The sequence below is a fragment of the Microlunatus kandeliicorticis genome, from assembly GCF_014137855.1.
GTDB lineage: Bacteria > Actinomycetota > Actinomycetes > Propionibacteriales > Propionibacteriaceae > Microlunatus > Microlunatus kandeliicorticis.
In genome coordinates this window covers 73,687-95,224 of sequence record NZ_JACGWT010000006.1, presented here as the reverse complement: position 1 = coordinate 95,224, position 21,538 = coordinate 73,687, and the positions used below count along the sequence as shown (strand labels likewise).

Genomic DNA, 21,538 nt, shown 5'->3' with positions numbered 1-21,538 from the left:
ACGATTTATCTGTCATCACGTCAATCACGAATTGAGGTTCTGTCATGACCGTGGCCCTCACCGGCGCCTCCGGCCAGCTCGGCCGGCTCACCGCCGACCGCCTGCCCGAGCGCGTCGACCCCGCCGACGTCGTCCTGATCACCCGCAACCCCGACGCGCTCGCCGAGTACGCCGGCCGCGGGGTGACGGTGCGTGCCGCCGACTTCGACCGGCCCGAGACCCTGCCCGCCGCCTTCGCCGGGGTGGAGCAGCTGTTGCTGATCTCCGGCGACCAGGTCGGCAGCCGGCTCGACGGGCACCGGAACGCGATCGCCGCGGCGGTCGACGCGGGCGTCCGGCACCTGCTCTACACCTCGATCAGCGAGCCGGTGGAGGCCAACCCGGCCGCGGTCGTCCCCGACCACGCCGCCACCGAGCAGGCGCTCCGCGACAGCGGCGTGCACGCCTGGACGTCGCTGCGGAACAACCTCTACACCGAGATGCAGGTGCCGACCGTCGAGCAGGCGGCCCAGAGCGGGCAGCTGGTCACCAACTACGGCGACGGCGCCGCCGCCTTCGTCACCCGCGAGGACTGCGCCGCGGTGGCCGCCGCCGTGCTGGCCGCCGAGGTGCCGTCGGCGGGGGAGCACGTCGTCGACGTCACCGGCCCGGAGGCGGTCTCGGCCGACGACCTGGCCGCGCTGGCCAGCACGCTGCGCGGCGAGCCGGTGGAGGTCGTCCGGCTCGACGACGAGAGCTACGTCCAGGGCCTGGTCGGGGCCGGGCTCCCCGAGGAGGTCGCCCGGCTGCTGGCCTCGTTCGGCAGCTCGACCCGGCTCGGCTACCTGGCCGCGGTCAGCCCGGCGGTCGAGCAGCTGACCGGACGCCCGGCGACCCGGCTGGCCGACCTGCTGCCGCAGCGCTGAACCGACGGCGCTCGGGGCCGATCCGCCCCGGGTAACCGTTGGGAACTGTCCGGACGTGTCACTACGATGGAGCGTCGGGTCCGGTCGCCGGACCCGGCGTCCCGCCGTCCAGTGCACCGGAGGAATCCTGAGCAACCCAGAGAGCTCGGCCCGTGGAGTCGACGAACCCGACGAGGTCCGCAAGATCACCATCCCGGCCTCGGTCGAGATGGTCAACTTCCTCGGTCCGGCCGACGAGTTCCTCCGCATCCTCGAGCGCGACCTCGACGCCGACGTCTTCGTCCGCGGCGACGAGATCACGCTGCGCGGTGACGCCGCCGCGGTCGGCCGCGGGGCCGAGGTGGTCCAGGAGATCCTGACCATCCTGCGCACGGGTCAGGGTCTGACCGCCGACGTCGTCGAGCGGGTCTGCTCGATGGTCAACAGCGCCTCGAGCACCAGCGCCTCGGACGTCCTCACCCAGAACATCCTGTCCAGCCGCGGCCGCACCATCCGGCCCAAGACGCTCAACCAGAAGCGCTACGTCGACGCGATCGACAAGCACACGGTGGTCTTCGGGATCGGCCCGGCGGGCACCGGCAAGACCTACCTGGCGATGGCCAAGGCGGTCCAGGCGCTGCAGAACAAGACGGTCAACCGGATCATCCTGACCCGGCCCGCGGTCGAGGCCGGCGAGCACCTGGGCTTCCTGCCCGGCACGCTCAACGACAAGATCGACCCGTACCTGCGGCCGCTCTACGACGCGCTGCACGACATGGTCGACCCGGACTCGATCCCGCGGCTGCTGACCTCGGGGACCATCGAGGTCGCCCCGCTGGCCTTCATGCGGGGCCGCACCCTCAACGACGCGTTCATCATCCTCGACGAGGCGCAGAACACCTCGATGGAGCAGATGAAGATGTTCCTGACCCGGCTCGGGTTCGACTCGAAGATGGTGGTGACCGGTGACGTCACCCAGGTCGACCTGCCCACCGGTGCCCGCAGCGGGCTGCGCGGTGTGCAGGACATCCTCGAGGGGGTCGACGACATCACCTTCTGCCGGCTGACCAACTTCGACGTGGTCCGCAACAAGCTGGTGGGCAGGATCGTCGCCGCCTACGACAAGTTCGAGGAGGGCCAGCAGGGCAACGCCCGCGGCCGGGGCCGGAGCCAGCGGTGACCGTCGAGATCAACAACGAGTCCGGTCTGGAGGCCGACAGTCCGGGTCTCGCCCGACTGGCCGAGTTCGTGCTCTCCGAGCTGCGGATCCATCCGCAGGCCGAGCTGTCGATCCTGCTGGTCGACGAGCCGACGATGACCGCCTACCACGAGAAGTACATGGGCGAGGACGGCCCGACCGACGTGCTCTCCTTCCCGATGGACGAGCTCCGCCCGCCGGCGGACGACGACGCCGAGCCGCCGCTCGGTCTGCTCGGTGACGTGGTGCTCTGCCCGGCGGTGACCGCGGCGCAGGCGGCCGAGCACGGCCGCAGCCCGGACGCCGAGGCCGAGTACCTGCTGGTGCACGGCATCCTGCACCTGCTCGGCTTCGACCACGCCGAGCCCGAGGAGAAGGCCGCGATGTTCGGGCTCAAGGACCGGCTGCTGGCCGCCTGGGACCAGCAGCGCGGCCGTGACCGTACGGGGGCTGGGCAGACCCGGTGAACACGACCGACTGGCTGCAGCTCGGGGTCGCCCTGGTGCTCGTGGTCCTGGCCGGTGGAGGCGCCGCCGCCGAGGCGGCGCTCTACTCCTTCTCGCGGACCCGCGCCCGCAACCTGGTGGAGGCCGGCCGTTCCGGCGCCCGACGGGTGCTGCAGATCGCCGAGGACCCGCCGCGCTACCTCAACACCGCGCTGTTCCTGCGCACCGTCTTCGAGATCACCGCGATCGTGCTGGTCGCGCTGGTGGTGTTCGGGCTGTTCCCCGAGACCTGGCTCCGGGTGCTGCTCACCGCCGGCTCCATGATCATCATCTCCTACGTGTTCTGGGGGGTCGCGCCCCGGACGCTGGGTCGCCAGCACGCCGACCGGGTGGCCTGCGCGGCCGCCGGCTCGCTGGTCGCGACCACCCGGGTGCTCGGCCCGTTCCCCAAGCTGCTGATCCTGATCGGCAACGCGCTCACCCCGGGCAAGGGGTTCAGCGAGGGGCCCTTCGCCTCCGAGGCCGAGCTCCGCGAGCTGGTCGACCTGGCCGAGGCCAGCGAGCTGATCGAGTCCGGCGAGGCCCGGCTGATCCACTCGGTCTTCGAGCTCGGCGACACCATCGTCAAGGAGGTGATGGTGCCGCGGACCGACATGGTCTTCATCGAGGAGCACAAGACGCTCCGGCAGGCGGTCTCGCTGGCGCTGCGCTCCGGGTTCAGCCGGATCCCGGTGGTCCGCGACGGGCTGGACGACGTGGTCGGCATCCTCTATCTCAAGGACGCCATCAAGCGGGTCTACGACAACCCGCGGGCCGAGAGCACCGAGCGGGTCAGCTCGATGATGCGCGCACCCGAGTGGTGCCCGGACTCCAAGCCGGTCGACCAGCTGCTCCGGGAGATGCAGCTCAAGCGGATCCACCTGGTGATCGTGGTCGACGAGTTCGGCGGCACCGCCGGGATGGCGACCATCGAGGACATCCTCGAGGAGATCGTGGGCGAGATCACCGACGAGTACGACGAGGAGAACACCGACATCACTGAGCTGGGCGAGCACCGGTTCCGGATCAGCTCGCGGCTCGGCGTCGACGAGCTGGGCGAGCTGTTCGGGCTCGAGCTCGACGACGAGGACGTGGAGACGGTCGGCGGGCTGATGGCGAAGCAGCTCAACAAGGTGCCGATCGCCGGCTCGGTGGTGAAGTACCACGGGCTCGAGCTGGTGGCCGAGCGCTCCACCGGGCGCCGGAACCGGATCGGCACCGTGGTGGTCAGCCGGATCGACCCGCAGGGGTCGGGGGAGTCCGAGGGCTCCGAACAGGTGCACGCCGACAGCGCCGGGAGGGCTTGACCGATGACCGACCCCGCAGCCGACCCGGCCGACCGCCAGGCCGAGCCGGTCACGCCGTCCGACCCGGAGGACCGCAAGATCATCACCCTGGCCACCGCGGCCCGGGCCCGGACCGGCGCCACCCAGGGCGCCTGCCTGCGCGACACCGACGGCCGGACCTACGCGGCGACCGACGTCGCCCTGGCCTCGCTGCGGCTCTCCGCGATCAGCGTCGCCGTCGCGATGGCGGTCTCCTCGGGCGCCGCCGGGGTCGAGGCGGTCGCGGTCACCGGCGCCGGCCCCGACGGGACCGACACCGCGGCGCTCACCGAGCTGGCCGGCGCGCCGGTGCCGGTCTGGGTGGTCGACCCGCGCGGTGCGGTGCTCGAGGCTCCCGGTGTCTGAGCCGGTGGGGCCGGCGGACGGCGTCCAGCGTCCCGACGACTACCGGTCCGGCTTCGCCTGCTTCGTCGGGCGCCCCAACGCCGGCAAGTCGACCCTGACCAACGCGCTGGTCGGGCAGAAGATCGCCATCGCCTCGGACAAGCCGCAGACCACCCGGCACGCCGTCCGCGGGATCGTGCACCGGCCCGACGCGCAGCTGGTGCTGATCGACACGCCGGGGCTGCACCGGCCGCGGACGCTGCTGGGCGAGCGGCTCAACGACGTCGTCCGCACCACCTGGACCGAGGTCGACGTGGTGGGCGTCTGCCTGCCGGTCAACCAGCGGATCGGTCCCGGCGACACCCACCTGGTGACCGAGCTGGCCCAGCTGACCCGACGCCCGCAGCTGGTGGCCATCGCCACCAAGACCGACCTGGCCGGCCCGGCCCGGATCGCCGAGCACCTGGTCGCCGTCCAGGCGCTCGAGCAGTCGGTGGGGATCGAGTGGGCCTCGATCGTCCCGGTCTCGGCCACCGCCGACGACCAGGTCGACGTGCTCGCCGACACCCTGGTCGGGTTGCTGCCGGAGGGGCCGCCGCTCTATCCCGACGGTGACATCACCGACGAGCCGGAGGAGACGCTGGTCGCCGAGCTGATCCGCGAGGCCGCGCTCGAGGGTGTCCGCGACGAGCTGCCGCACTCGATCGCGGTGGAGATCAGCGAGATGGGGCTCCGCGAGGGGCGGCCGCCCGAGCGCCCGCTGCTCGACGTCTTTGCCTCGATGATCGTCGAGCGCGAGTCGCAGAAGGGCATCGTGATCGGCAAGGGCGGCAGCCGGCTGAAGGACGTCGGCACCCGCGCCCGCGCGCAGATCCAGGCCATCCTCGGCACCCCGGTCTACCTCGACCTGCGGGTCAAGGTGCTCAAGGACTGGCAGCGCGACACCAAGCACCTCAACCGCCTCGGCTTCTGAGCCCGACCCCGGTGCCCTGAGCCCGTCGTAGGCGCTTCGACAAGCTCAGCGTGCGGGACCACGTGCCCTGAGCCTGTCGAAGGGCGTGAGGAGTGCGCTTCGACAGGCTCAGCGGGCGGGACCACGTGCCCTGAGCCCGGCGAAGGGCGCTTCGACAGGCTCAGCGCGCGTTCTCCGACCCTCGACAGGCTCAGCGGACGATCAGCAGCCGTCCCCGCCCGGACCGGGGGCGATGTCGGGGTGCTGGTGCGCGGCCGCGCGGGCGACCAGGGCCTGGGTCTGGGCGTTGAACGGCGAGCTGTAGGACGTGTACTCGTAGCAGCCGCCCTGGTGGAACCCGCCGATCAGGCCGTGGATCTCGCGCTGCGGGGCACCGACCTCGACGAGCCAGGGGGACCCGCTGGTCCCGCCGAGGTAGCCGTGGCAGTTGAAGTACGGGTACCCGCCGGAGCTGTTGCCGGTCACGGCGCAGCTGATCGGGCGGTCATTGAGCCCGCCGTTGTAGCCGGGCACGCGCATCGCCTCACCGGCCCGCGGGGCGGCCACGGTGTAGCCGCCGACCACGTCCTGGATGCCGACCGAGCGGCCGTTGACCGTCTGCCGGGCGACCCGGAGGACGGCGTAGTCGTAGTGCGAGTCGCGGTTGCTGAGCCACGGCCCGGGCAGGTAGGACTCGGTCACCGTCCAGACGCCGTAGGGCGCGGCGCCGGCCATGTACTTGGGAACGAACTTCCAGCCGTTCACCGAGCCGGACAGGCAGTGCGCCGCGGTCATGATCAGGTCGTGACTGGCGGACATCACCACGCTGGCCGTGCAGCTGTGCCGCGACGACGTGCCGTGCGGGAACAGCGGGCCGGTGCCGCGGTAGCCCTGCGAGGTGAACGCGGTGGGCGTGCCCGACGGTGCGCCGGCAGAGGCGGGGGAGGCCGGAGCGAGGGTGGCCACCGCAGCGGCCAGACCGAGCGCGGCGAACAGGCTGACGAGGAAGTGGGGGGGTCGCGTCATCCGCGCAGAATGCCATCGTGGTTGAGAACTGAACCATCTCTGAGAGTTGCCGTCTGAAGCTCGACTTGACGGTGAGCGTCTCAGGACCGGTCGGTGCCGGTCCAGAGCTCGGTGATCACGTACCCGTCGAGCCGGTAGAGGCTGACCTGTTCCGCCCGGACCCGGGTCCCGGTGCCCCGGCGACCCCGGAAGGTGCCGAGGTGCGTCCCCGAGGTGATCAGCCGGGCGGCCAGCCACCCGTCGGGATTGATCAACAGGTGCTGCAGCGTCCAGCGGTAGTCGGGGAACCCGCGGGCCAACGCGCGCAGCTCGTCGATCCAGGCGGACCGGCCGACCGCGCGGCCGTCGACCACGAGCTCCTCGGCCACGAAGTGCCGCAGCTCCTCGAAGGTGTGCCGGTTGCACACCCGCAGGTAGCCCTCGAACCAGGTCTGCAGGTCCTGCGGGACGACCGGGCTCACGCGGCTCGGCTCACGCCGGGGGTCTCACTCGGTGGGCGGGAGCACCCGCGCCAGCCGCACACCGCGGCGGCCGCCGTTGATCGTCCGCTCGAGCTTCTCGGCCAGCTTGGACAGCGCGAAGTTGATCAGCACGTAGATCAGCCCGACCACCAGGTAGGTCTGGATGAGGTAGCCGGTGTAGGCGGTCAGGTTGGTGGCCGACTTCATCAGCTCGGCGTAGCTGACCACGTAGCCGAGCGTGGTGTCCTTGATCAGCGCGACCAGCTGGGTGACCAGCGCCGGCACCACCAGGCGCAGCGCCTGCGGGAACACGATCGTCGTCATGTTGGCCCAGTAGCCGAGTCCGATCGCCTGCCCGGCCTCGAACTGGCCGCGGGGCAGCGCCTGCACCCCGGCCCGGAAGATCTCGGCCAGGATGGCGATGTTGCCGAGCACGATGGGGATGACGAGCTTCCAGAAGATCGGCAACCCCGAGAACGGCCCGGCGATGAAGAAGTAGAGCAGCAGGATGGTCGGGATCGACCGGAACACCTCGATGTAGGCGGTGACCGGCCAGCGCACCCAGCGGGTCAGGCTCAGCCGCAGCACCGAGAACAGCGCCCCCAGCGGGATCGAGATCACCGCCGACACCGCCGCGGCCAGCAGCGTGTTGCCCAGACCCTTGGCCAGGAAGGTCAGGATCGGCAGCTCGCCGAACTGCGCCCACTTCTCGGCCTGCAGCTGACCGCGGCGACCGAACTGGACCAGCACCAGCGCCAGCAGCCCGGCCGCGACCAGCACCGAGGCCACGGTGGCCAGCCGGATCCGGGCCCGGGCGCGCGGACCGGGGGCGTCGAAGAGCACCCGGGTGGCGCTGCCGTCGGCGCTCACCGGTGCACCATCAGCCGGCGCTCGAGCCAGCCGCCGCCCTGGCCGGTCAGCAGCGCGAGCACGATGTAGATCACCGCGGCCGGGACGAACAGCGCCAGCCCGCCCGCGTACTGCAGGTTGAGGAACTGCGCCCGGTAGGTGATCTCGTCGACGTTGACCGCCGCGGCCAGCGACGAGCCGAGCAGCTGCCCGATCAGCACGTTGGTCAGCGGCTGGACCATCGAGGCCAGCGCCTGCGGCATGATCACGAAGGCCAGCGACTGGGTGAACGTCAGCCCGATCGAGCGCGCCGCTTCCGCGTTGCCCACCGGGACCGCGTTGATCCCGGAGCGGATCGCCTCACCAGCGAAGGCGCCGCCGACCAGCATCATCGAGACGGCCATCGACCAGAACAGCGACAACCGGACGCCGATGTCGGGCAACCCGAACACCATGATGATCAGCAGGCTGAGCAGCGGCATGTTCCGGAACACCTCGACGTAGAGAGCTCCGGCCGCGCGCATCGGGGCGATCGGGCTGACCCGGAAGATCGCGGTCACCGACCCGATCACCATCGACCCGGCGAAGCCGACCACGGTCAGCGCCAGCGTCATCAGGACAGCCGGCCCGAACTCGCCGATGTGGTCGAAGAACAGCTGCATGGGTGCCGGTTCCGGGTGCGCGGTCGCTGTCGGTTGGGCCGGTGGTCAGGAGGCGATCGCCGGCGGCTGGCTGTTGCTCTTCAGCACGGTGCCCACGGTGAGGTCGTGCAGCTTCTTCCAGGTGCCGGCCGCCTCCATCTTCTTCAGCCAGGCGTTGATGAAGTTCTTCGCGTCGTCGCTCTCGCGGGTGCAGCCGATGCCGTAGTCGTCGGTGGAGAACGGCTCGCCGACCACCTTGACGGTGTTGTCCTTGACCGCGGTGGACAGCAGGATCGACTGGTCGAGCACGAAGGCGTCACCGCGGCCCTGCTTGAGCGCCGCCACGCACTGCGCGTTCTCGGTGAAGAGGATCGGCTTGACCGAGGGGACCTTCTGCTGGAGCGCGAGGATGGCGGTCGAGTTCGACTCGGTGATCACCTTCTTGCCGACCAGGTCCTCGACCTTGGTGATGTCGTTGTTGTCGGCCATGACCATGATCGCGGTGCCGGAGGCGTAGTACGGCCCGGCGAAGTTCACCTTCTTGGCCCGCTCCGGGGTGATCGAGTAGGTGGCCACCACCACGTCCACCGAGCCGTTCTGGATCAGCGTCTCGCGGGTGTCGACGGTGGTCTGGGTCAGCGCGAACTTCGGCTCACCGATGATGTACTTCGCCAGCAGCTGGACGATGCCGGCGTCGAACCCGCGGATCTTGCCGGTGGTCGGGTCGAGCAGGCTGAACAGCGGTCCGGCGTCGGTGCCGCCCCAGCGCAGCGTGCCGGCGGACTTGATCTTGCTCGCCCAGGCGCTGGCCGAGATCACCGAGGCGTCGCCGGTCTCGCCGTTGGCGATCAGGTCGTCGAAGGCGTTGTTGCTGCTCGAGGAGCCGCCGCTGAGCTTCTCCGAGGTCTTGCCGCCGGAGCAGGCCGACAGCCCGACGGCGACGCCGAGCGCGCCGAGACCGTAGCCGAGCGCCTTGCGGCGACCGAAGGACGGAAGGATCGCATCGCTCATGAGGGTCAACCTAGCGTGCTCCGGCCCGCGGGTTGCGGTGACCGCCCGGTGCGCGTAGCGTCGCATCCGTGGCGTCTCTCAGCCTCCTCCTTCGCTGCCGCAGCGAGTCCCGCTAAGGGCCGGCATCCTCGCTGCGGAGTTCGGTCGTGCCCGGCACCCACCCGATCAGCGAGGACCTGACACCCGATGAGCACCACTCCCGACCGGACCCCGGTCACCCGGACCCCGGTCAACAGCCACGGCACCCAGCCGCAGAGCGTCCCGGTGCAGCAGCCGAGCCCGATGCCGTTCGGGCGCTACCACCCGTTCGTCCCGGTCGACCTGCCCGACCGCACCTGGCCGACCCGGCGGATCGAGCACGCGCCCCGCTGGCTGTCCACCGACCTGCGCGACGGCAACCAGGCGCTGATCGACCCGATGACCCCGGCCCGCAAGCAGCGGATGTTCGACCTGCTGGTGCGGATGGGCTACAAGGAGATCGAGGTCGGCTTCCCCTCGGCGAGCCAGGCCGACTTCGACTTCGTCCGGCAGCTGATCACCGAGAGCAAGGTGCCCGAGGACGTCACGATCTCGGTGCTGACCCAGGCGCGTGAAGACCTCATCGCCCGGACCGCCGAGTCGCTGGTGGGGGCCCACCAGGCGACGATCCACCTCTACAACGCGACCGCCGAGCTGTTCCGCCGGGTGGTCTTCAAGGTCGACAAGGCCGAGTGCATGGCGCTGGCCACCCGGGGCACCGAGCTGGTGATGAAGTACGCCGAGCAGCATTTGGGCGACGTGGCGTTCGGCTACCAGTACAGCCCGGAGATCTTCACCCAGACCGAGACCGACTACGCCGTCGAGGTCTGCAACGCCGTGATGGACGTCTGGCAGCCGGAGGCGGGCCGGGAGATCATCCTCAACCTGCCCGCCACGGTGGAGATGTCGACGCCGAACACCTACGCCGACCAGATCGAGTACTTCGGCCGGCACGTCCGCAACCGTGACCACGTGGCGATCTCGCTGCACCCGCACAACGACCGCGGCACGGCGGTGGCCGCGACCGAGCTGGCGCTGATGGCCGGTGCTGACCGGGTCGAGGGCTGTCTGTTCGGCCACGGCGAGCGCACCGGCAACGTCGACCTGGTCACCCTGGGCATGAACCTGTTCAGCCAGGGCATCGACCCCAAGATCGACTTCGCCGTCGACGGCGGCATCGATGAGATCCGTCGCACCGTCGAGTACTGCACCAACCTGCCGGTCCACCCGCGCCACCCCTACGCGGGCGACCTGGTCTACACCGCCTTCTCCGGGTCCCACCAGGACGCGATCAAGAAGGGGCTGGAGGATCTCGAACGGCGCGCCGCCGAGCAGGGCGTCCCGGTCTCGGAGATCGACTGGGAGGCGCCCTACCTGCCGATCGACCCGCACGACGTCGGCCGCAGCTACGAGGCGGTGATCCGGGTCAACAGCCAGTCCGGCAAGGGCGGGGTCGCCTACCTGCTGAAGAGCGAGCACCGGCTCGAGCCGCCGCGCCGGATGCAGATCGAGTTCTCCCGCGTGGTGCAGACCACCACCGACGCCCAGGGCGGTGAGGTGACCGCCGACCAGATCTGGGAGATCTTCACCCGGACCTACCTGGCCGAGGGCGCCCTGGTGCTCGACAAGGTGAGCACCGCGAGCAACGGCCACGACTCGGTCGAGGCCGTGGTGACCGACCACGGCCGGCAGCGCCGGATCAGCGGCGAGGGCAACGGTCCGGTGTCGGCGTTCTGCGACGCGATCAGCGCGCTCGGCTACCGGGTCCGGGTGCTCGACTACCACGAGCACGCGCTCAGCGCGGGCGGCGACGCCCAGGCCGCCGCCTACGTCGAGGTCGAGGTCGGTGAGGGCGACGACAGCCAGGTGCTCTGGGGTGTGGGGCTGGACACCAACATCGTCTCCGCCTCGCTCCGCGCGGTCACCTCGGCGGTCAACCGCTACCGGGTCTGAGCCGGGTCAGGGGTCGGCGGGTCAGCGGGGGAACCCGTTGGCCACCGTCCGCGCCGGCGCGGCCGGCGTCACCAGCCAGGCCTGGAAGAACGACGTGAGGTCCACGCCGGAGCCCGACCGGTCGGCGGCGTGCTGGGTGGTCACCATCCAGTTCTCCAGGCTGCGGGTGCCGGGGGTCTGCGCCCAGTCCCGCGCCATGGCCAGGAACGCCGCGTCGCCCATCCGGTTGCGCAGCGCCTGCAGGGTCATCGGCCCGCGCAGGTAGACGACGTCGAACAGGTGGTCCCGACCGGGGTCGAGCAGTCCCACCCGCCAGAAGCGGGTGCTGTCCTCGGCCCGGCCGTAGAGCTCCAGGAACTGCTGCTCCGCGGTCGGGCCCCCGGTCCGCTCCCGGTAGGCCCAGGCGCCCCAGGAGGCCCACGCCTCGTTGTCGAAGATGTCGTTCCACTGGGCGAGGGTGACGTTGTCGCCGAACCACATGTGGCTCAGCTCGTGGCTGAGCAGCTCGCCGGCGTCCCCGCGGGTCATCGCCCCGGCGGCGTAGACCGGGCGGGTCTGGGTCTCGAGCCCGTCGAACCACAGTCGCGCCGCCGGGACCAGCCCGCCGATCTGGCCGAACGGATAGGGCCCGAACAGCCCCTCGAGCACCCGGATGACCTGCGGCGTCCGCTCGAGCTGGGCGAAGGCGCGGCGCCGCTCGCCCGCCGACAGCCGCCGCGAGACGGCGTAGACGTAGGGCCGGCCGTCCGCGGTGCCCTGGCGAACCTCGAACCGGCCGAGCGCCAGGAAGCTCAGGTAGGTGGCCGAGGGCCGGTCGGAGACCCAGTGCCAGACGTCCTGCCCGCGGACCGGGTCGGCGGTGTGGCCGGCCAGCGCTCCGGTGCTGACCGCCTGCCAGCCGGTGGGCACCCGCGCGGTGACGTCCATCAGCGCCGGGTCGGACGGGTGGTCGTTGGCCGGGAACCACCAGGCCGAGCTCTCCGGCTCACCGGCCACCAGCACCTCGTCCCCGGTGATGCTGAACGGCCGGATCCCGTCCCGGCTGATCGTGGCCGGCCGGCCGCCGTACTCCACCTCGACGCGGAAGGTCGCGCCGGTCGGGATCGTCGAGGCCGGGGTGATCCGGAGGTCCTGGAACCCGTCGGTGCGGAAGGTGGCGGGGCGGCCGTCGACCCGGACCGCGGTGACGGTCAGCGCCAGGTCGAGGGAGAAGCCGGTCAGCGGCTGGGTGGCCCGCGCGGTGACCACGGTCCGGCCGGTGAGCCGGGCGTCGGCCGGGTTCCAGCTGACGTCGACCGCGTACCGCTGGGCGTCGTAGCCGCCGGCCCCGTAGTCGGGGAAGTAGGGGTCGCCGACCCCGTCGGTGCCCTGGCCGACCGGGGCGCCCGAACCGCCCGGGACCGGTGCCGGCAGGGCGCCGGCCAGCGGGCGGACGGCGAAGGGCAGTGCGACCAGCACCGCCAGCTGGAGCACCAGCACCAGGACGCCGAGCACCAGGCCGGCGCGGAAGGCGCCGCGAGGCCGGACGTCAGCGCTCGACATGCGCCAGCGACTTGAGGTTCCGGTCGAGGTGCCAGGTGGTGTAGGCGGCCGCGATCCCGCTGGCCTCGCGGACGGTCTGGGCGTCGAGGCCCTGGGTGGCGTCCCAGCGTCCCTCGAGCAGCGCCGCGAGCAGCGCGAAGGTGGCCCGGGACGGCCGCGCCGAACCCGCGGGCCGGCAGGTCTCGCAGACCGCCCCGCCGGCGGCGGGGGAGAACGAACCGTGCGGCCCGACCACCCCGCACCGGGCGCAGTCGTGGAACGACGGCGCCCAGCCGGCCACCGCCATCGACCGGAGCAGGTAGGAGTCGAGGATCAGCCCGGCCGGGACCGGGCCCTCGGCGGTGCCCTGGTCGAGCGCGCGGAGCGCCCCGACCAGCAGCAGGTACTGCTGGAGCGCGGGCTCGCGCTCCTCGGCGACCAGCCGGTCGACGGTCTCGACGATGGCCTGGCCGGTCGTCCAGCGCGGGTAGTCACCGATCAGGTGCTCGCCGAAGGCGTTCCGCGAGACCACCTGGGTGACGATGTCGAGGCTGCGGCCGGTGGCCAGCTGGACGTCCACGTGGCTCAGTGGCTCGAGCCGGGCCCCGAACTTCGACGAGGTGCGCCGGACCCCCTTGGCCACCGCACGGAGCTTGCCGTGCTCGCGGCTGAGCAGCGTGATGATCCGGTCGGCCTCGCCCAGCTTGTGGGTGCGGAGCACGACGGCCTCGTCACGGTAGGTCGGCACCCGGCCATTCTCCCCGCTCGCACCAGGGCGACCGGTTAGCCTTCGGGGCGTGCCGAGCCGACGTCGCGACCCTGACCGGTTCGGCCCGCGTCCGGCGCGGGTCGCGCCGACCCCGCACCCGTCCGGGGTTCGTGCCCCGCAGCTGCCGGCCGACCGGGTGCCGCGCCACGTGGCCATCGTGATGGACGGGAACGGGCGCTGGGCCAAGGCCCGCAACCTGCCTCGCACCGAGGGGCACGCGGCCGGCGAGGCGTCGCTGTTCGACGTGATCGAGGGCGCCATCGAGGTCGGGGTGAAGTACCTGTCGGCGTACGCGTTCTCCACCGAGAACTGGCGGCGCTCGCCGGACGAGGTGCGCTGGTTGATGGGCTTCAACCGCGACGTCATCCGGCGCCGGCGCGAGCAGCTCGACGCGCTCGGGGTCCGGGTGCTCTGGGCCGGCCGCCGGCCGCGGCTGTGGCGCAGCGTGATCTCCGAGCTCGAGGACGCCCAGGCCCGAACGGTCGACAACGACGTCCTCACCCTGCAGTTCTGCGTCAACTACGGCGGCCAGGCCGAGATCGTCGACGGCGTCCGCGAGATCGCCCGGCAGGCGGCGGCCGGCCGGCTCGACCCGGACCGGCTGACCCCGGAGCGGTTCCGGCAGTTCCTCTACCAGCCCGACGTGCCCGATGTGGACCTGTTCGTCCGGTCCTCGGGGGAGCAGCGGACCTCGAACTTCCTGGTCTGGCAGATGGCCTACGCCGAGATGGTGTTCCTCGACCGGCTCTGGCCCGACTTCGACCGCCGGGACCTGTGGCGGGCGATCGAGCTCTACGCCGACCGCGACCGGCGCTACGGCGGCGCCGTGCCCAACGAGGTGCGCTAGCCGGTCGTCCCGGGCGGTGCGCCGGCACCCCGTCCGCCGGTGGCCGCGCGGGCGGTGCAGTCGGCGCAGACCCCGAAGATCTCCAGGTCGTGCTGGACGTCGGTGAAGCCGTGCTCGGCGGCGACCTGGCGGGCCCAGTCCTCGACGGTCGGACCCCAGACCTCGAGGGTGCGGCCGCACTGCCGGCAGACGAGGTGGTGGTGGTGCTCGCGCGAGCAGCGGCGGTAGGCGCTCTCTCCGCCGTCGGTGCGGATCACGTCGAGCTCGCCGCTGTCGGCCATCATCTGCACCGTCCGGTAGACGGTGGTGAGCCCGGTGCTGATCCCGTGCGCCCTCAGCTCGTCGTGGATCTGCTGCGCGGTGCGGAAGTCACGCTGGCCGGCCAGCACGTCGGCGATCGCGGTCCGCTGCCGGGTCCGGCGCTGCGGCACGTCGGTCGGGGTCACGCCGTCGACTCTAGACGCCGAGACGGAGCTGAGACGGAGACCCGACCCTGTTCGTACATGACATTCATTTTCATATAGGCTCGTGCCGTGATCCGTCGAGCTCTGGCCGCAGCCGCCACCACCACCGCCCTGCTCTCGCTCACCCTGCTGTCCGCCTGCGGCTCGGGGTCCACGAGCACCGGCGCGACGACCACCGGGGGAGACGGTCCGGTGCGGGTGGTCGCCTCCACCGACGTCTACGGCAGCATCGTCAGCGCGATCGGCGGCAGCGACGTCCAGGTCACCTCGATCATCACCGACCCCGATCGGGACCCGCACTCCTACGAGGCGGACGCCCAGAACCAGCTGGCGCTGAGCCGGGCGGCTCTGGTGGTGGAGAACGGCGCTGGCTACGACGACTTCATGGAGACGCTGCTCAAGGCGCGCGAGGTGCCCGGTCGCACGGTGATCGACGTCGCCGACGTGTCCGGCTACGACCAGAAGCCCTCCGACGGCGAGTTCAACGAGCACCTCTGGTACGACTTCCCGACCATGGTCAAGCTGACGTCGCGGATCAGCACCGAGCTGGCGGCGAAGGCGCCGGCGGACCGGGCCACGTTCGAGCAGAACGCCCGGGCGTTCACCGCGAAGCTCGAGCGGCTCGAGGCCCGCGAGGCGACGATCAAGAAGGCGCACGACGGGGCCGGCGTGGCGATCACCGAGCCGGTCCCGCTCTACCTGCTGGAGGCCTGCGGGCTCGACAACAAGACGCCGGAGGCGTTCAGCGAGGCGATCGAGGAGGAGCGCGACGTCGCCCCCGCGGTGCTCCGCCAGACCCTGGCGCTGTTCAGCGGCCGGCAGGTCAAGCTGCTCGCCTACAACGCCCAGACCACCGGGCCACAGACCGAGCAGGTGCTCGCGGCGGCCAAGGCGGGCGGGGTCGCCGTGGTGCCGGTCACCGAGACGCTGCCCGAGGGCCAGGACTACCTGGGCTGGATGGGCGCGAACCTCGACGCGGTCGAGCGGGCGCTGGGCTGACGGCCGACGATCCGAGCGGAGCGACACGAGGGAACGGGGTGGGTGCGTGAGGACCGTCGCCATGCCCGAAGCTGTCCCGGTGGACCAGCCTGCGACCGACCCGGTGCTCGAGGTGCGCGGTGCGACCCTCCGGTTCGGCGAGCGGACGCTGTGGGCCGGTCTCGACCTGCAGATCCGGCCGGGGGAGTTCGTCGCGGTGCTCGGCGCCAACGGCTCGGGCAAGACCAGCCTGCTGCGCGCGGTGCTCGGGTTGCAGCCGCTGACCGCGGGGGAGATCCGGCTGCACGGCGACCGGGTCCGGCGCGGCGACCGGCGGATCGGCTATCTGCCGCAGCAGCGGCTGGGCAACGACGGCACCCCGGTCCGGGCCCGCGACCTGGTCGCGCTCGGGCTGGCCGGTCACCGGCTCGGGACGGGGCTGCCCAACCGGTCGCGTCGGGCCGCGGTGGACGCCGCCCTGGCCGCGGTCGGCGCCGAGCGGTTCGCCCGGCAGCCGATCGGCGTGCTGTCCGGTGGTGAGCAGCAGCGGGTCCGGGTGGCCCAGGCGCTGGTCGGGGAGCCGACCCTGCTGCTGGCCGACGAACCGCTGGTCTCGCTCGACCTCAGCCAGCAGCGGATCGTCAGCGAGCTGATCGACGACAGCCGCCGGCGGACCAGGTGCGGGGTGCTGTTCATCACCCACGACGTGAACCCGGTGCTCGGGATGGTCGACCGGGTGGTCTACCTGGCCGGCGGTCAGGCCCGGGTCGGCCCGGTCGAGGAGGTCTTCACCTCCGCGGTGCTCAGCGAGCTCTACCGGACACCGGTCGAGGTGATCCGGACCCACGGCCGGATCATCGTGGTCGGCGCCGCCGCGCACAGCGAGCTCGAGCACGACACCGGCGACCCGCACGACCCGATCGCGCACGACGTCCACGGCAGTGGTCACCATGACTGAGCCGGCCGCGCGGTCCGTCGGCGAGCACGGGGGGCTGCGGTGAACGACCTCTGGCACCAGATCTTCAACTTCGACGACTACGGCCAGCTGCTGCTGCTGGTGCAGAACTCGATCATCGCCGGCGCGGTACTCGGGCTGGTGGGCGGGTTGATCGGGGTGTTCGTGATCTCCCGCGACATGGCGTTCGCGGTGCACGGGATCAGCGAGCTGTCCTTCGCCGGGGCCTCGGCGGCGCTGCTGGCCGGGGTGGGGGTGGTGGAGGGGTCGATCGCCGGGTCGCTGCTGGCGGCGTTGATCATCGGCGTGCTCGGCACCCGGGCGCGGACCCGCAACTCGGTGATCGCCGTGCTGATGCCGTTCGGGCTCGGCCTCGGGATCCTCTGTCTCTCGTTGTACAGCGGGCGTTCGGCCAACAAGTTCGGACTGCTCACCGGTCAGATCGTCGCGGTCGACGACCCCCGGCTGCACTCGCTGCTGATCATCGCCGCGGTGGTGGTGATCGGCCTGTTGATCATCTGGCGACCGCTGACCTTCAACAGCGTCGACCCCGAGGTGGCCACCGCCCGCGGCGTCCCCAACGGGGTGCTCGCGGTGGTGTTCATGATCCTGCTCGGCCTGGCCACCGCGGTGTCGGTGCAGATCGTCGGCGCGCTGCTGGTGCTCTCGATCCTGGTCACCCCGGCCGCGGCCGCCCGTCAGGTCTCGGCGTCGCCGGTGCTGGTGCCGGTGCTGTCCACGGTGTTCGCGGTGGTGGCGATGGTCGGCGGGATCATGCTGGCGCTCGGCGGGTCGGTGCCGATCAGCCCGTTCGTGACCACCATCTCGTTCCTGATCTGGGTGGTCTGCCGGCTGCTCGGACGGCGGCTGCTGCCCGCCCGGCGCTGAGGTCGCCGGGTGCCGGGTGCGGTCAGCGGGTGACCCGCAGCACCCCGTAGCCGATCAGCAGCACCAGCATCATCACCCGCAGGGCCCGCGACCCGGTGCTGAGCAACGGCCAGGAGAGATAGGCCAACCAGCCCACGAAGAGGATCAGCGCCACCAGGGCCACCACCGCGACCGGGACCGGGGCGAACAGCCCGACCGCGGCCAACGCGACCATCAGCAGCGGGACCACCACCCGCGGCAGTGCGCTCAGCCGCACCAGCACCGGCTTGCTGAGGGCGGCCACCCGCTCGCGCAGCGGGGAGGCCGGCGGGAGAGCGGCAGCCCGCTGGCTCGCCCGGGCACTGGTCCGAGAACTGCCCCGAGTACTGGTCCCGGCGGTCGGGGCCGGCCGGGACGACGGTCGTGGCGCCGAGCGCTGTCCCGGGGCCTGTCCCGGCGTCGAGCGGGTGTTCGGCGGTCTCCGCCGGTTCTGCGGGGTCCGGGAACGGGGCTGGCTCGGCACCGCCCCAGTCTGCCAGCGCCACCCGCCGCCGGGCGACCGCCGGACCGGCCGACCTCGTAGGGTCGGAGGGTGATCGCGGTCTGCCGGTTCCGGGTGCCCGAGGAGCAGGCGCCCGACTTCCGCGCCCGCGCCGAGGCCGCGGTAGCCGTGCTGTCCGGCCGCGACGGGTTCCTCTCCGCCGACCTCGGCCCCAACGTCGACGACCCCGCGCTGTGGGTGCTGGCCACCCGCTGGACCAACGTCGGCGCCTGGCGGCGGGCGCTCGGCGGCTACGAGGCGAAGGTCACCGTGGTCCCGCTGCTCAGCCTGGCCGTCGACGAGCCGAGCGCGTTCGTCACCGGCGACGACGACCGCGACGACCCGTTCGGCTGGCCGACCCGGCCGTAGACTCGGGGACCGATTATGACTGGAACACCCCTGCAGCTCGGACCGCTGACCGTCGGGACGCCCGTGGTGCTGGCCCCGATGGCCGGCATCACCAACGCCGCCTACCGGCAGCTCTGCCGCGAGCAGGGGGCCGGGCTCTACGTCTGCGAGATGATCACCTCGCGCGGGATCGTCGAGCGCGACCGCAAGACGCTCCAGATGCTGGTCTTCGACCCCGGCGAGACGGTCCGATCGGTCCAGCTCTACGGCGTCGACCCGGACGTGATGGCCCGGGCCGCGGAGATCCTCTGCGTCGAGTACGGCGTCGGCCACATCGACCTCAACTTCGGCTGTCCGGTGCCCAAGGTGACCCGCAAGGGCGGCGGCGCGGCGCTGCCGTGGAAGCGCGACCGGCTGGCCGCGATCCTCACCGCGGTGGTGGCCGCCGGGGCCCGGCACGGCGTCCCGGTGACCTGCAAGACCCGGATCGGGATCGACGCGGACCACCAGACCTATCTCGACGCCGGCCGGATCGCCGAACGGGCCGGGTGCGCGGCGATCGCGCTGCACGGCCGGACCGCGGCGCAGGCGTACTCGGGCACCGCCGACTGGGACGCGATCGCCCGGCTGGTGGAGAGCGTCGACATCCCCGTGCTGGGCAACGGCGACATCTGGGAGGCCTCCGACGCGCTGCGGATGGTCGAGTGGACCGGCGCGGCCGGGGTGGTCGTCGGTCGCGGCTGTCTGGGCCGGCCGTGGCTGTTCCGCGACCTGGCCGACGCCTTCGCCGGGCGCGACCGGCGCACCCTTCCGACGCTGGGCGGGGTGGCGGCCACCGTCCGCCGGCACGCCGAGCTGCTCTGCGACCTGATGGGCGAGCCCCGCGGGTGCGCCGACCTGCGCAAGCACATGGCCTGGTACTTCAAGGGCTTCCCGGTCGGCGGCGAGCTGCGCCGCGGTCTCGGCACGGTCAGCAGTCTGGCCGAGCTCGCCGTCCTGCTCGGCCGGCTCGACCCGGCCGTCCCGTTCCCGACCGAGGAGCTCGGGCTGCCGCGCGGCCGGCAGGGCTCGCCGCGCGCGCGGGTCGCCCTTCCCGAGGGCTGGCTCGACGACACCTCCGGCCTCAGCCTCGAGCTCGACGAGATCGGCGTCTCGGGCGGCTGAGCCCCGGCGTGCCGAGCGGGCTCAGTCGAGTGCGCAGAGGTAGCGGTCGGTGACCCGGGCCTGGACCAGGCGGACCGCGGGCGAGCCGAGCCGCGACCACAGCGTCCCCGGCCGGGAGAACGCCCGGACGCGCAGCCAGACCTGGTCGTGGGCGTCCCGGTTGACGAAGAACGCCTCCTCGCCGGACTCCGGGTGCCCGGGCAGCGTGCCGTAAGCGAACCCGCGGCGCCCCGGCTCGTCGACCACGCTGACCACCCGGCACGGCGACCACATCCGCAGCCCGCCCACGCCGAAGCCGACCTCCACCAGGTCACCCCGCCCGACCCGCGGCCGCTCGGCCCGGACCCGCAGTCCGGCCCCGGTCTGGACGCCCCACCCGAGCACCCGCTCGGCGGCCGCGGCGAACCGCTCGGCGCCGTGCCCGATCAGCCGGGCCCGGTCGACGTGGCCGTAGCCGAGCGGCAGGTCGTCGGTCGAAGCCCCAACCTCGGCGTAGGTCAGCGACTCGCCGGCCAGCCGGCGGCGGCGCTCCTCGGCGAGGGGTTCGACGGTCGGGGCAGCAGCGCTCGGCACCGGGCCATTCTCCCCGGTGCCGGCGACTCCTCGATCCGTCCCGAACCGCTCGCGTCACCGTCGGGGCCGACGGCGCCCTCTAGGCTGACCGGTCGTGACCGAGCCGACCCCCGCCGCCGCGGCCGACGACGGGGCACCCGGGGACGCGGTGTCCGACGTCGGGGTCTCGCCGCGCGCCCGCGCCTGGGCGACCACCATGGCCGGCCACCCCGGCGGGGACCTCGTCCGCGCCCACCGCGGGTCGCACGCGACGCTCGGTGAGGGTCCGGTGATCGACCGGGCCCGGCGCGAGGAGCGCGAGGCCGAGCTGCTCCGGCCGGGCGCCACCCTGGCCCGCGGCGCGGGCCATCGCGCCCGTCCCGAGGAGCCCGATCCCGAGCGCACCTGCTTCGAGCGCGACCGCGACCGCATCGTCCACTCGACCGCCTTCCGTCGGCTGGCCGGGAAGACCCAGGTGGTGGTCCACCCCACCGACCACCAGCGCACCCGGCTGACGCACGCGCTCGAGGTCTCGCAGGTGGCGACCTCGATCGCCCGCGCGGTCGGGGTCAACGTCGCGCTCACCGAGGCGATCGCCCTCGGCCACGACTGCGGGCACGGCCCCGGCGGGCACGCCAGCGAGGACGCCTTCGACCCCTACGTCCCCGGTGGCTACGACCACGGCCCGTGGGGCGCCGACGTGGTGCTCACCGGGCTCAACCTCTGCGCCGAGACCCTCGACGGCATCCGCCGGCACTCCTGGTCCTCGCCGCCGCCGGCCACCGTCGAGGGCGAGATCGTCAGCTGGGCCGACCGGATCGCCTACTGCGCGCACGACCTCGAGGACGCCGCACACGCCGGCATCGTCGACCTGGCCGACCTGCCCGCCGAGATCACCGCGGTCTGCGGGGCGACCCGGCGCGACCAGCTGCGGACGTTCGTCCGGGCCGTGGTCGCCACCGTCGACACGTACGGCGAGGTCGGGATGGCCGCCGAGCCGGCCGGGGCGCTGGCCGAGCTGCGCGCCTTCAACTACGAGCGGATCTACGTCCGCGAGGAGTCGCTGGCGCAGTCCCGGGCGGTGGTCGCGGTGCTCCGCGCGCTGGTCGACCACTACGCCGAGCACCCCGACATCGTCCCGGACGCCTTCCCGGGCGGGACGGCCGAGCCGACCGACCCCGACGCCCAGATCCTGCACCGGGCGGTCAGCTACGTGGCCGGGATGACCGACCGGTACGCGTTCGACGTCGCCGTCCGCGAGCTGGGCTGGGACCCGCGCCGGCTCCCGCGCGCGATCGAGTGACGGCACCGGCCGCCCCGGCCGGGGCGGCGGGCGGTCCCGACCGGGGCTGGGGCGCGTTCGGCGCCGCGTGGTAGGCATCTG

Annotated in this window: 24 protein-coding genes; 14 read left to right on the top strand and 10 right to left on the bottom strand. The window is 72.4% G+C overall.

The genetic code is table 11. From position 1 onward, the window contains the following. The first annotated feature begins 44 nt into the window (after positions 1 to 44). The 6 genes from FHX74_RS17250 (at position 45) to era (ending at position 5,210) form a co-directional block, all read left to right on the top strand. Entirely contained in the window at positions 45 to 905 is an 861-nt protein-coding gene (locus FHX74_RS17250) for an NAD(P)H-binding protein (RefSeq protein ID WP_182561447.1), read from the top strand. Positions 906 to 1,113: 208 nt separating this feature from the next. Next, positions 1,114 to 2,064, top strand: a complete 951-nt coding sequence (locus FHX74_RS17245) for a PhoH family protein (RefSeq protein ID WP_182561751.1) — start codon at positions 1,114 to 1,116, stop codon at positions 2,062 to 2,064. Further along, positions 2,061 to 2,549 (top strand): rRNA maturation RNase YbeY, encoded by a 489-nt coding sequence (gene ybeY, locus FHX74_RS17240; protein WP_182561446.1) that lies wholly within the window; start codon positions 2,061 to 2,063, stop codon positions 2,547 to 2,549. The genes FHX74_RS17245 and ybeY overlap by 4 nt, the downstream gene beginning before the upstream one ends. Next, a complete protein-coding gene (locus tag FHX74_RS17235; RefSeq protein WP_182561445.1) occupies positions 2,546 to 3,874 on the top strand; it encodes a hemolysin family protein in 1,329 nt (442 codons plus the stop codon). Before ybeY ends, FHX74_RS17235 begins: the two co-directional genes overlap by 4 nt. A gap of 3 nt (positions 3,875 to 3,877) precedes the next feature. Then, a complete protein-coding gene (locus tag FHX74_RS17230) occupies positions 3,878 to 4,258 on the top strand; it encodes a cytidine/deoxycytidylate deaminase family protein (protein ID WP_182561444.1) in 381 nt (126 codons plus the stop codon). After that, complete coding sequence (gene era / locus FHX74_RS17225; protein ID WP_182561443.1) at positions 4,251 to 5,210, top strand: GTPase Era; 960 nt, start codon at positions 4,251 to 4,253, stop codon at positions 5,208 to 5,210. The genes FHX74_RS17230 and era overlap by 8 nt, the downstream gene beginning before the upstream one ends. Before the next feature lie 201 nt (positions 5,211 to 5,411). Here the strand turns inward: era and FHX74_RS17220 are convergent, their stop codons facing one another. The 5 genes from FHX74_RS17220 to FHX74_RS17200 form a co-directional block, all read right to left on the bottom strand. Further along, complete coding sequence (locus tag FHX74_RS17220; protein ID WP_182561442.1) at positions 5,412 to 6,215, bottom strand: trypsin-like serine peptidase; 804 nt, start codon at positions 6,213 to 6,215, stop codon at positions 5,412 to 5,414. A gap of 80 nt (positions 6,216 to 6,295) precedes the next feature. After that, entirely contained in the window at positions 6,296 to 6,676 is a 381-nt protein-coding gene (locus tag FHX74_RS17215) for an ester cyclase (RefSeq protein ID WP_182561441.1), read from the bottom strand. Positions 6,677 to 6,700: 24 nt separating this feature from the next. Beyond that, positions 6,701 to 7,546: an amino acid ABC transporter permease gene (locus FHX74_RS17210; RefSeq protein WP_182561440.1), complete on the bottom strand. Its 846-nt coding sequence runs from the start codon at positions 7,544 to 7,546 to the stop codon at positions 6,701 to 6,703. After that, the gene (locus FHX74_RS17205; protein WP_182561439.1) at positions 7,543 to 8,187 is read right to left on the bottom strand and encodes an amino acid ABC transporter permease; all 645 of its coding nucleotides are present in this window, start codon (positions 8,185 to 8,187) and stop codon (positions 7,543 to 7,545) included. The genes FHX74_RS17210 and FHX74_RS17205 overlap by 4 nt, the downstream gene beginning before the upstream one ends. 45 nt (positions 8,188 to 8,232) lie before the next feature. Continuing rightward, positions 8,233 to 9,177, bottom strand: coding sequence for a glutamate ABC transporter substrate-binding protein (locus FHX74_RS17200; RefSeq protein ID WP_182561438.1), 945 nt, complete (start codon positions 9,175 to 9,177; stop codon positions 8,233 to 8,235). A 282-nt stretch (positions 9,178 to 9,459) separates the two neighbouring features. Here FHX74_RS17200 and leuA point away from each other — a divergent pair, with 282 nt between their 5' ends. Next, the gene (gene leuA / locus FHX74_RS17195; protein WP_235970924.1) at positions 9,460 to 11,148 is read left to right on the top strand and encodes a 2-isopropylmalate synthase; all 1,689 of its coding nucleotides are present in this window, start codon (positions 9,460 to 9,462) and stop codon (positions 11,146 to 11,148) included. Positions 11,149 to 11,169: 21 nt separating this feature from the next. On the opposite strand, the gene FHX74_RS17190 is transcribed toward leuA, so the two are convergent. Beyond that, positions 11,170 to 12,690: a M1 family metallopeptidase gene (locus FHX74_RS17190; RefSeq protein ID WP_182561436.1), complete on the bottom strand. Its 1,521-nt coding sequence runs from the start codon at positions 12,688 to 12,690 to the stop codon at positions 11,170 to 11,172. After that, a complete protein-coding gene (recO, locus tag FHX74_RS17185) occupies positions 12,677 to 13,417 on the bottom strand; it encodes a DNA repair protein RecO (RefSeq protein WP_182561435.1) in 741 nt (246 codons plus the stop codon). Before recO ends, FHX74_RS17190 begins: the two co-directional genes overlap by 14 nt. A 49-nt stretch (positions 13,418 to 13,466) precedes the next feature. Between recO and FHX74_RS17180 the strand changes: the two genes are divergently transcribed. Beyond that, on the top strand, positions 13,467 to 14,285 hold the full coding sequence (locus FHX74_RS17180) for an isoprenyl transferase (RefSeq protein WP_182561434.1): 819 nt from the start codon (positions 13,467 to 13,469) through the stop codon (positions 14,283 to 14,285). Here FHX74_RS17180 and FHX74_RS20495 read toward each other — a convergent pair. Beyond that, entirely contained in the window at positions 14,282 to 14,731 is a 450-nt protein-coding gene (locus FHX74_RS20495; protein WP_182561433.1) for a Fur family transcriptional regulator, read from the bottom strand. The genes FHX74_RS17180 and FHX74_RS20495 overlap by 4 nt on opposite strands. 87 nt (positions 14,732 to 14,818) lie before the next feature. Here FHX74_RS20495 and FHX74_RS17170 point away from each other — a divergent pair, with 87 nt between their 5' ends. The 3 genes from FHX74_RS17170 to FHX74_RS17160 all read left to right on the top strand — a co-directional run bounded on the left by FHX74_RS17170 (position 14,819) and on the right by FHX74_RS17160 (position 17,570). After that, positions 14,819 to 15,748 (top strand): metal ABC transporter solute-binding protein, Zn/Mn family, encoded by a 930-nt coding sequence (locus FHX74_RS17170; protein WP_328823895.1) that lies wholly within the window; start codon positions 14,819 to 14,821, stop codon positions 15,746 to 15,748. A 79-nt stretch (positions 15,749 to 15,827) separates the two neighbouring features. Beyond that, complete coding sequence (locus FHX74_RS17165; protein WP_328823894.1) at positions 15,828 to 16,685, top strand: metal ABC transporter ATP-binding protein; 858 nt, start codon at positions 15,828 to 15,830, stop codon at positions 16,683 to 16,685. A 39-nt stretch (positions 16,686 to 16,724) separates the two neighbouring features. Next, positions 16,725 to 17,570 carry a metal ABC transporter permease gene (locus tag FHX74_RS17160; RefSeq protein ID WP_182561431.1) on the top strand — a complete coding sequence of 282 codons (846 nt, stop codon included), beginning with the start codon at positions 16,725 to 16,727 and terminating at the stop codon, positions 17,568 to 17,570. Between the two features lie 22 nt (positions 17,571 to 17,592). Here FHX74_RS17160 and FHX74_RS21200 read toward each other — a convergent pair whose 3' ends face one another. Then, positions 17,593 to 18,072, bottom strand: a complete 480-nt coding sequence (locus tag FHX74_RS21200; RefSeq protein WP_328823893.1) for a DUF6703 family protein — start codon at positions 18,070 to 18,072, stop codon at positions 17,593 to 17,595. 69 nt (positions 18,073 to 18,141) lie between these two features. Here FHX74_RS21200 and FHX74_RS17150 point away from each other — a divergent pair, with 69 nt between their 5' ends. Beyond that, positions 18,142 to 18,459, top strand: a complete 318-nt coding sequence (locus FHX74_RS17150; protein ID WP_182561429.1) for an antibiotic biosynthesis monooxygenase family protein — start codon at positions 18,142 to 18,144, stop codon at positions 18,457 to 18,459. Between the two features lie 15 nt (positions 18,460 to 18,474). Next, positions 18,475 to 19,602 (top strand): tRNA dihydrouridine synthase DusB, encoded by a 1,128-nt coding sequence (dusB, locus tag FHX74_RS17145; RefSeq protein WP_182561428.1) that lies wholly within the window; start codon positions 18,475 to 18,477, stop codon positions 19,600 to 19,602. A 21-nt stretch (positions 19,603 to 19,623) separates the two neighbouring features. Here the strand turns inward: dusB and FHX74_RS17140 are convergent, their stop codons facing one another. Next, the gene (locus FHX74_RS17140; RefSeq protein ID WP_328823892.1) at positions 19,624 to 20,175 is read right to left on the bottom strand and encodes a DUF1990 family protein; all 552 of its coding nucleotides are present in this window, start codon (positions 20,173 to 20,175) and stop codon (positions 19,624 to 19,626) included. A 148-nt stretch (positions 20,176 to 20,323) separates the two neighbouring features. On the opposite strand from FHX74_RS17140, the gene FHX74_RS17135 reads away from it, so the two are divergent. Further along, complete coding sequence (locus FHX74_RS17135; protein ID WP_328823930.1) at positions 20,324 to 21,457, top strand: HD domain-containing protein; 1,134 nt, start codon at positions 20,324 to 20,326, stop codon at positions 21,455 to 21,457. Positions 21,458 to 21,538: the final 81 nt, after the last annotated feature.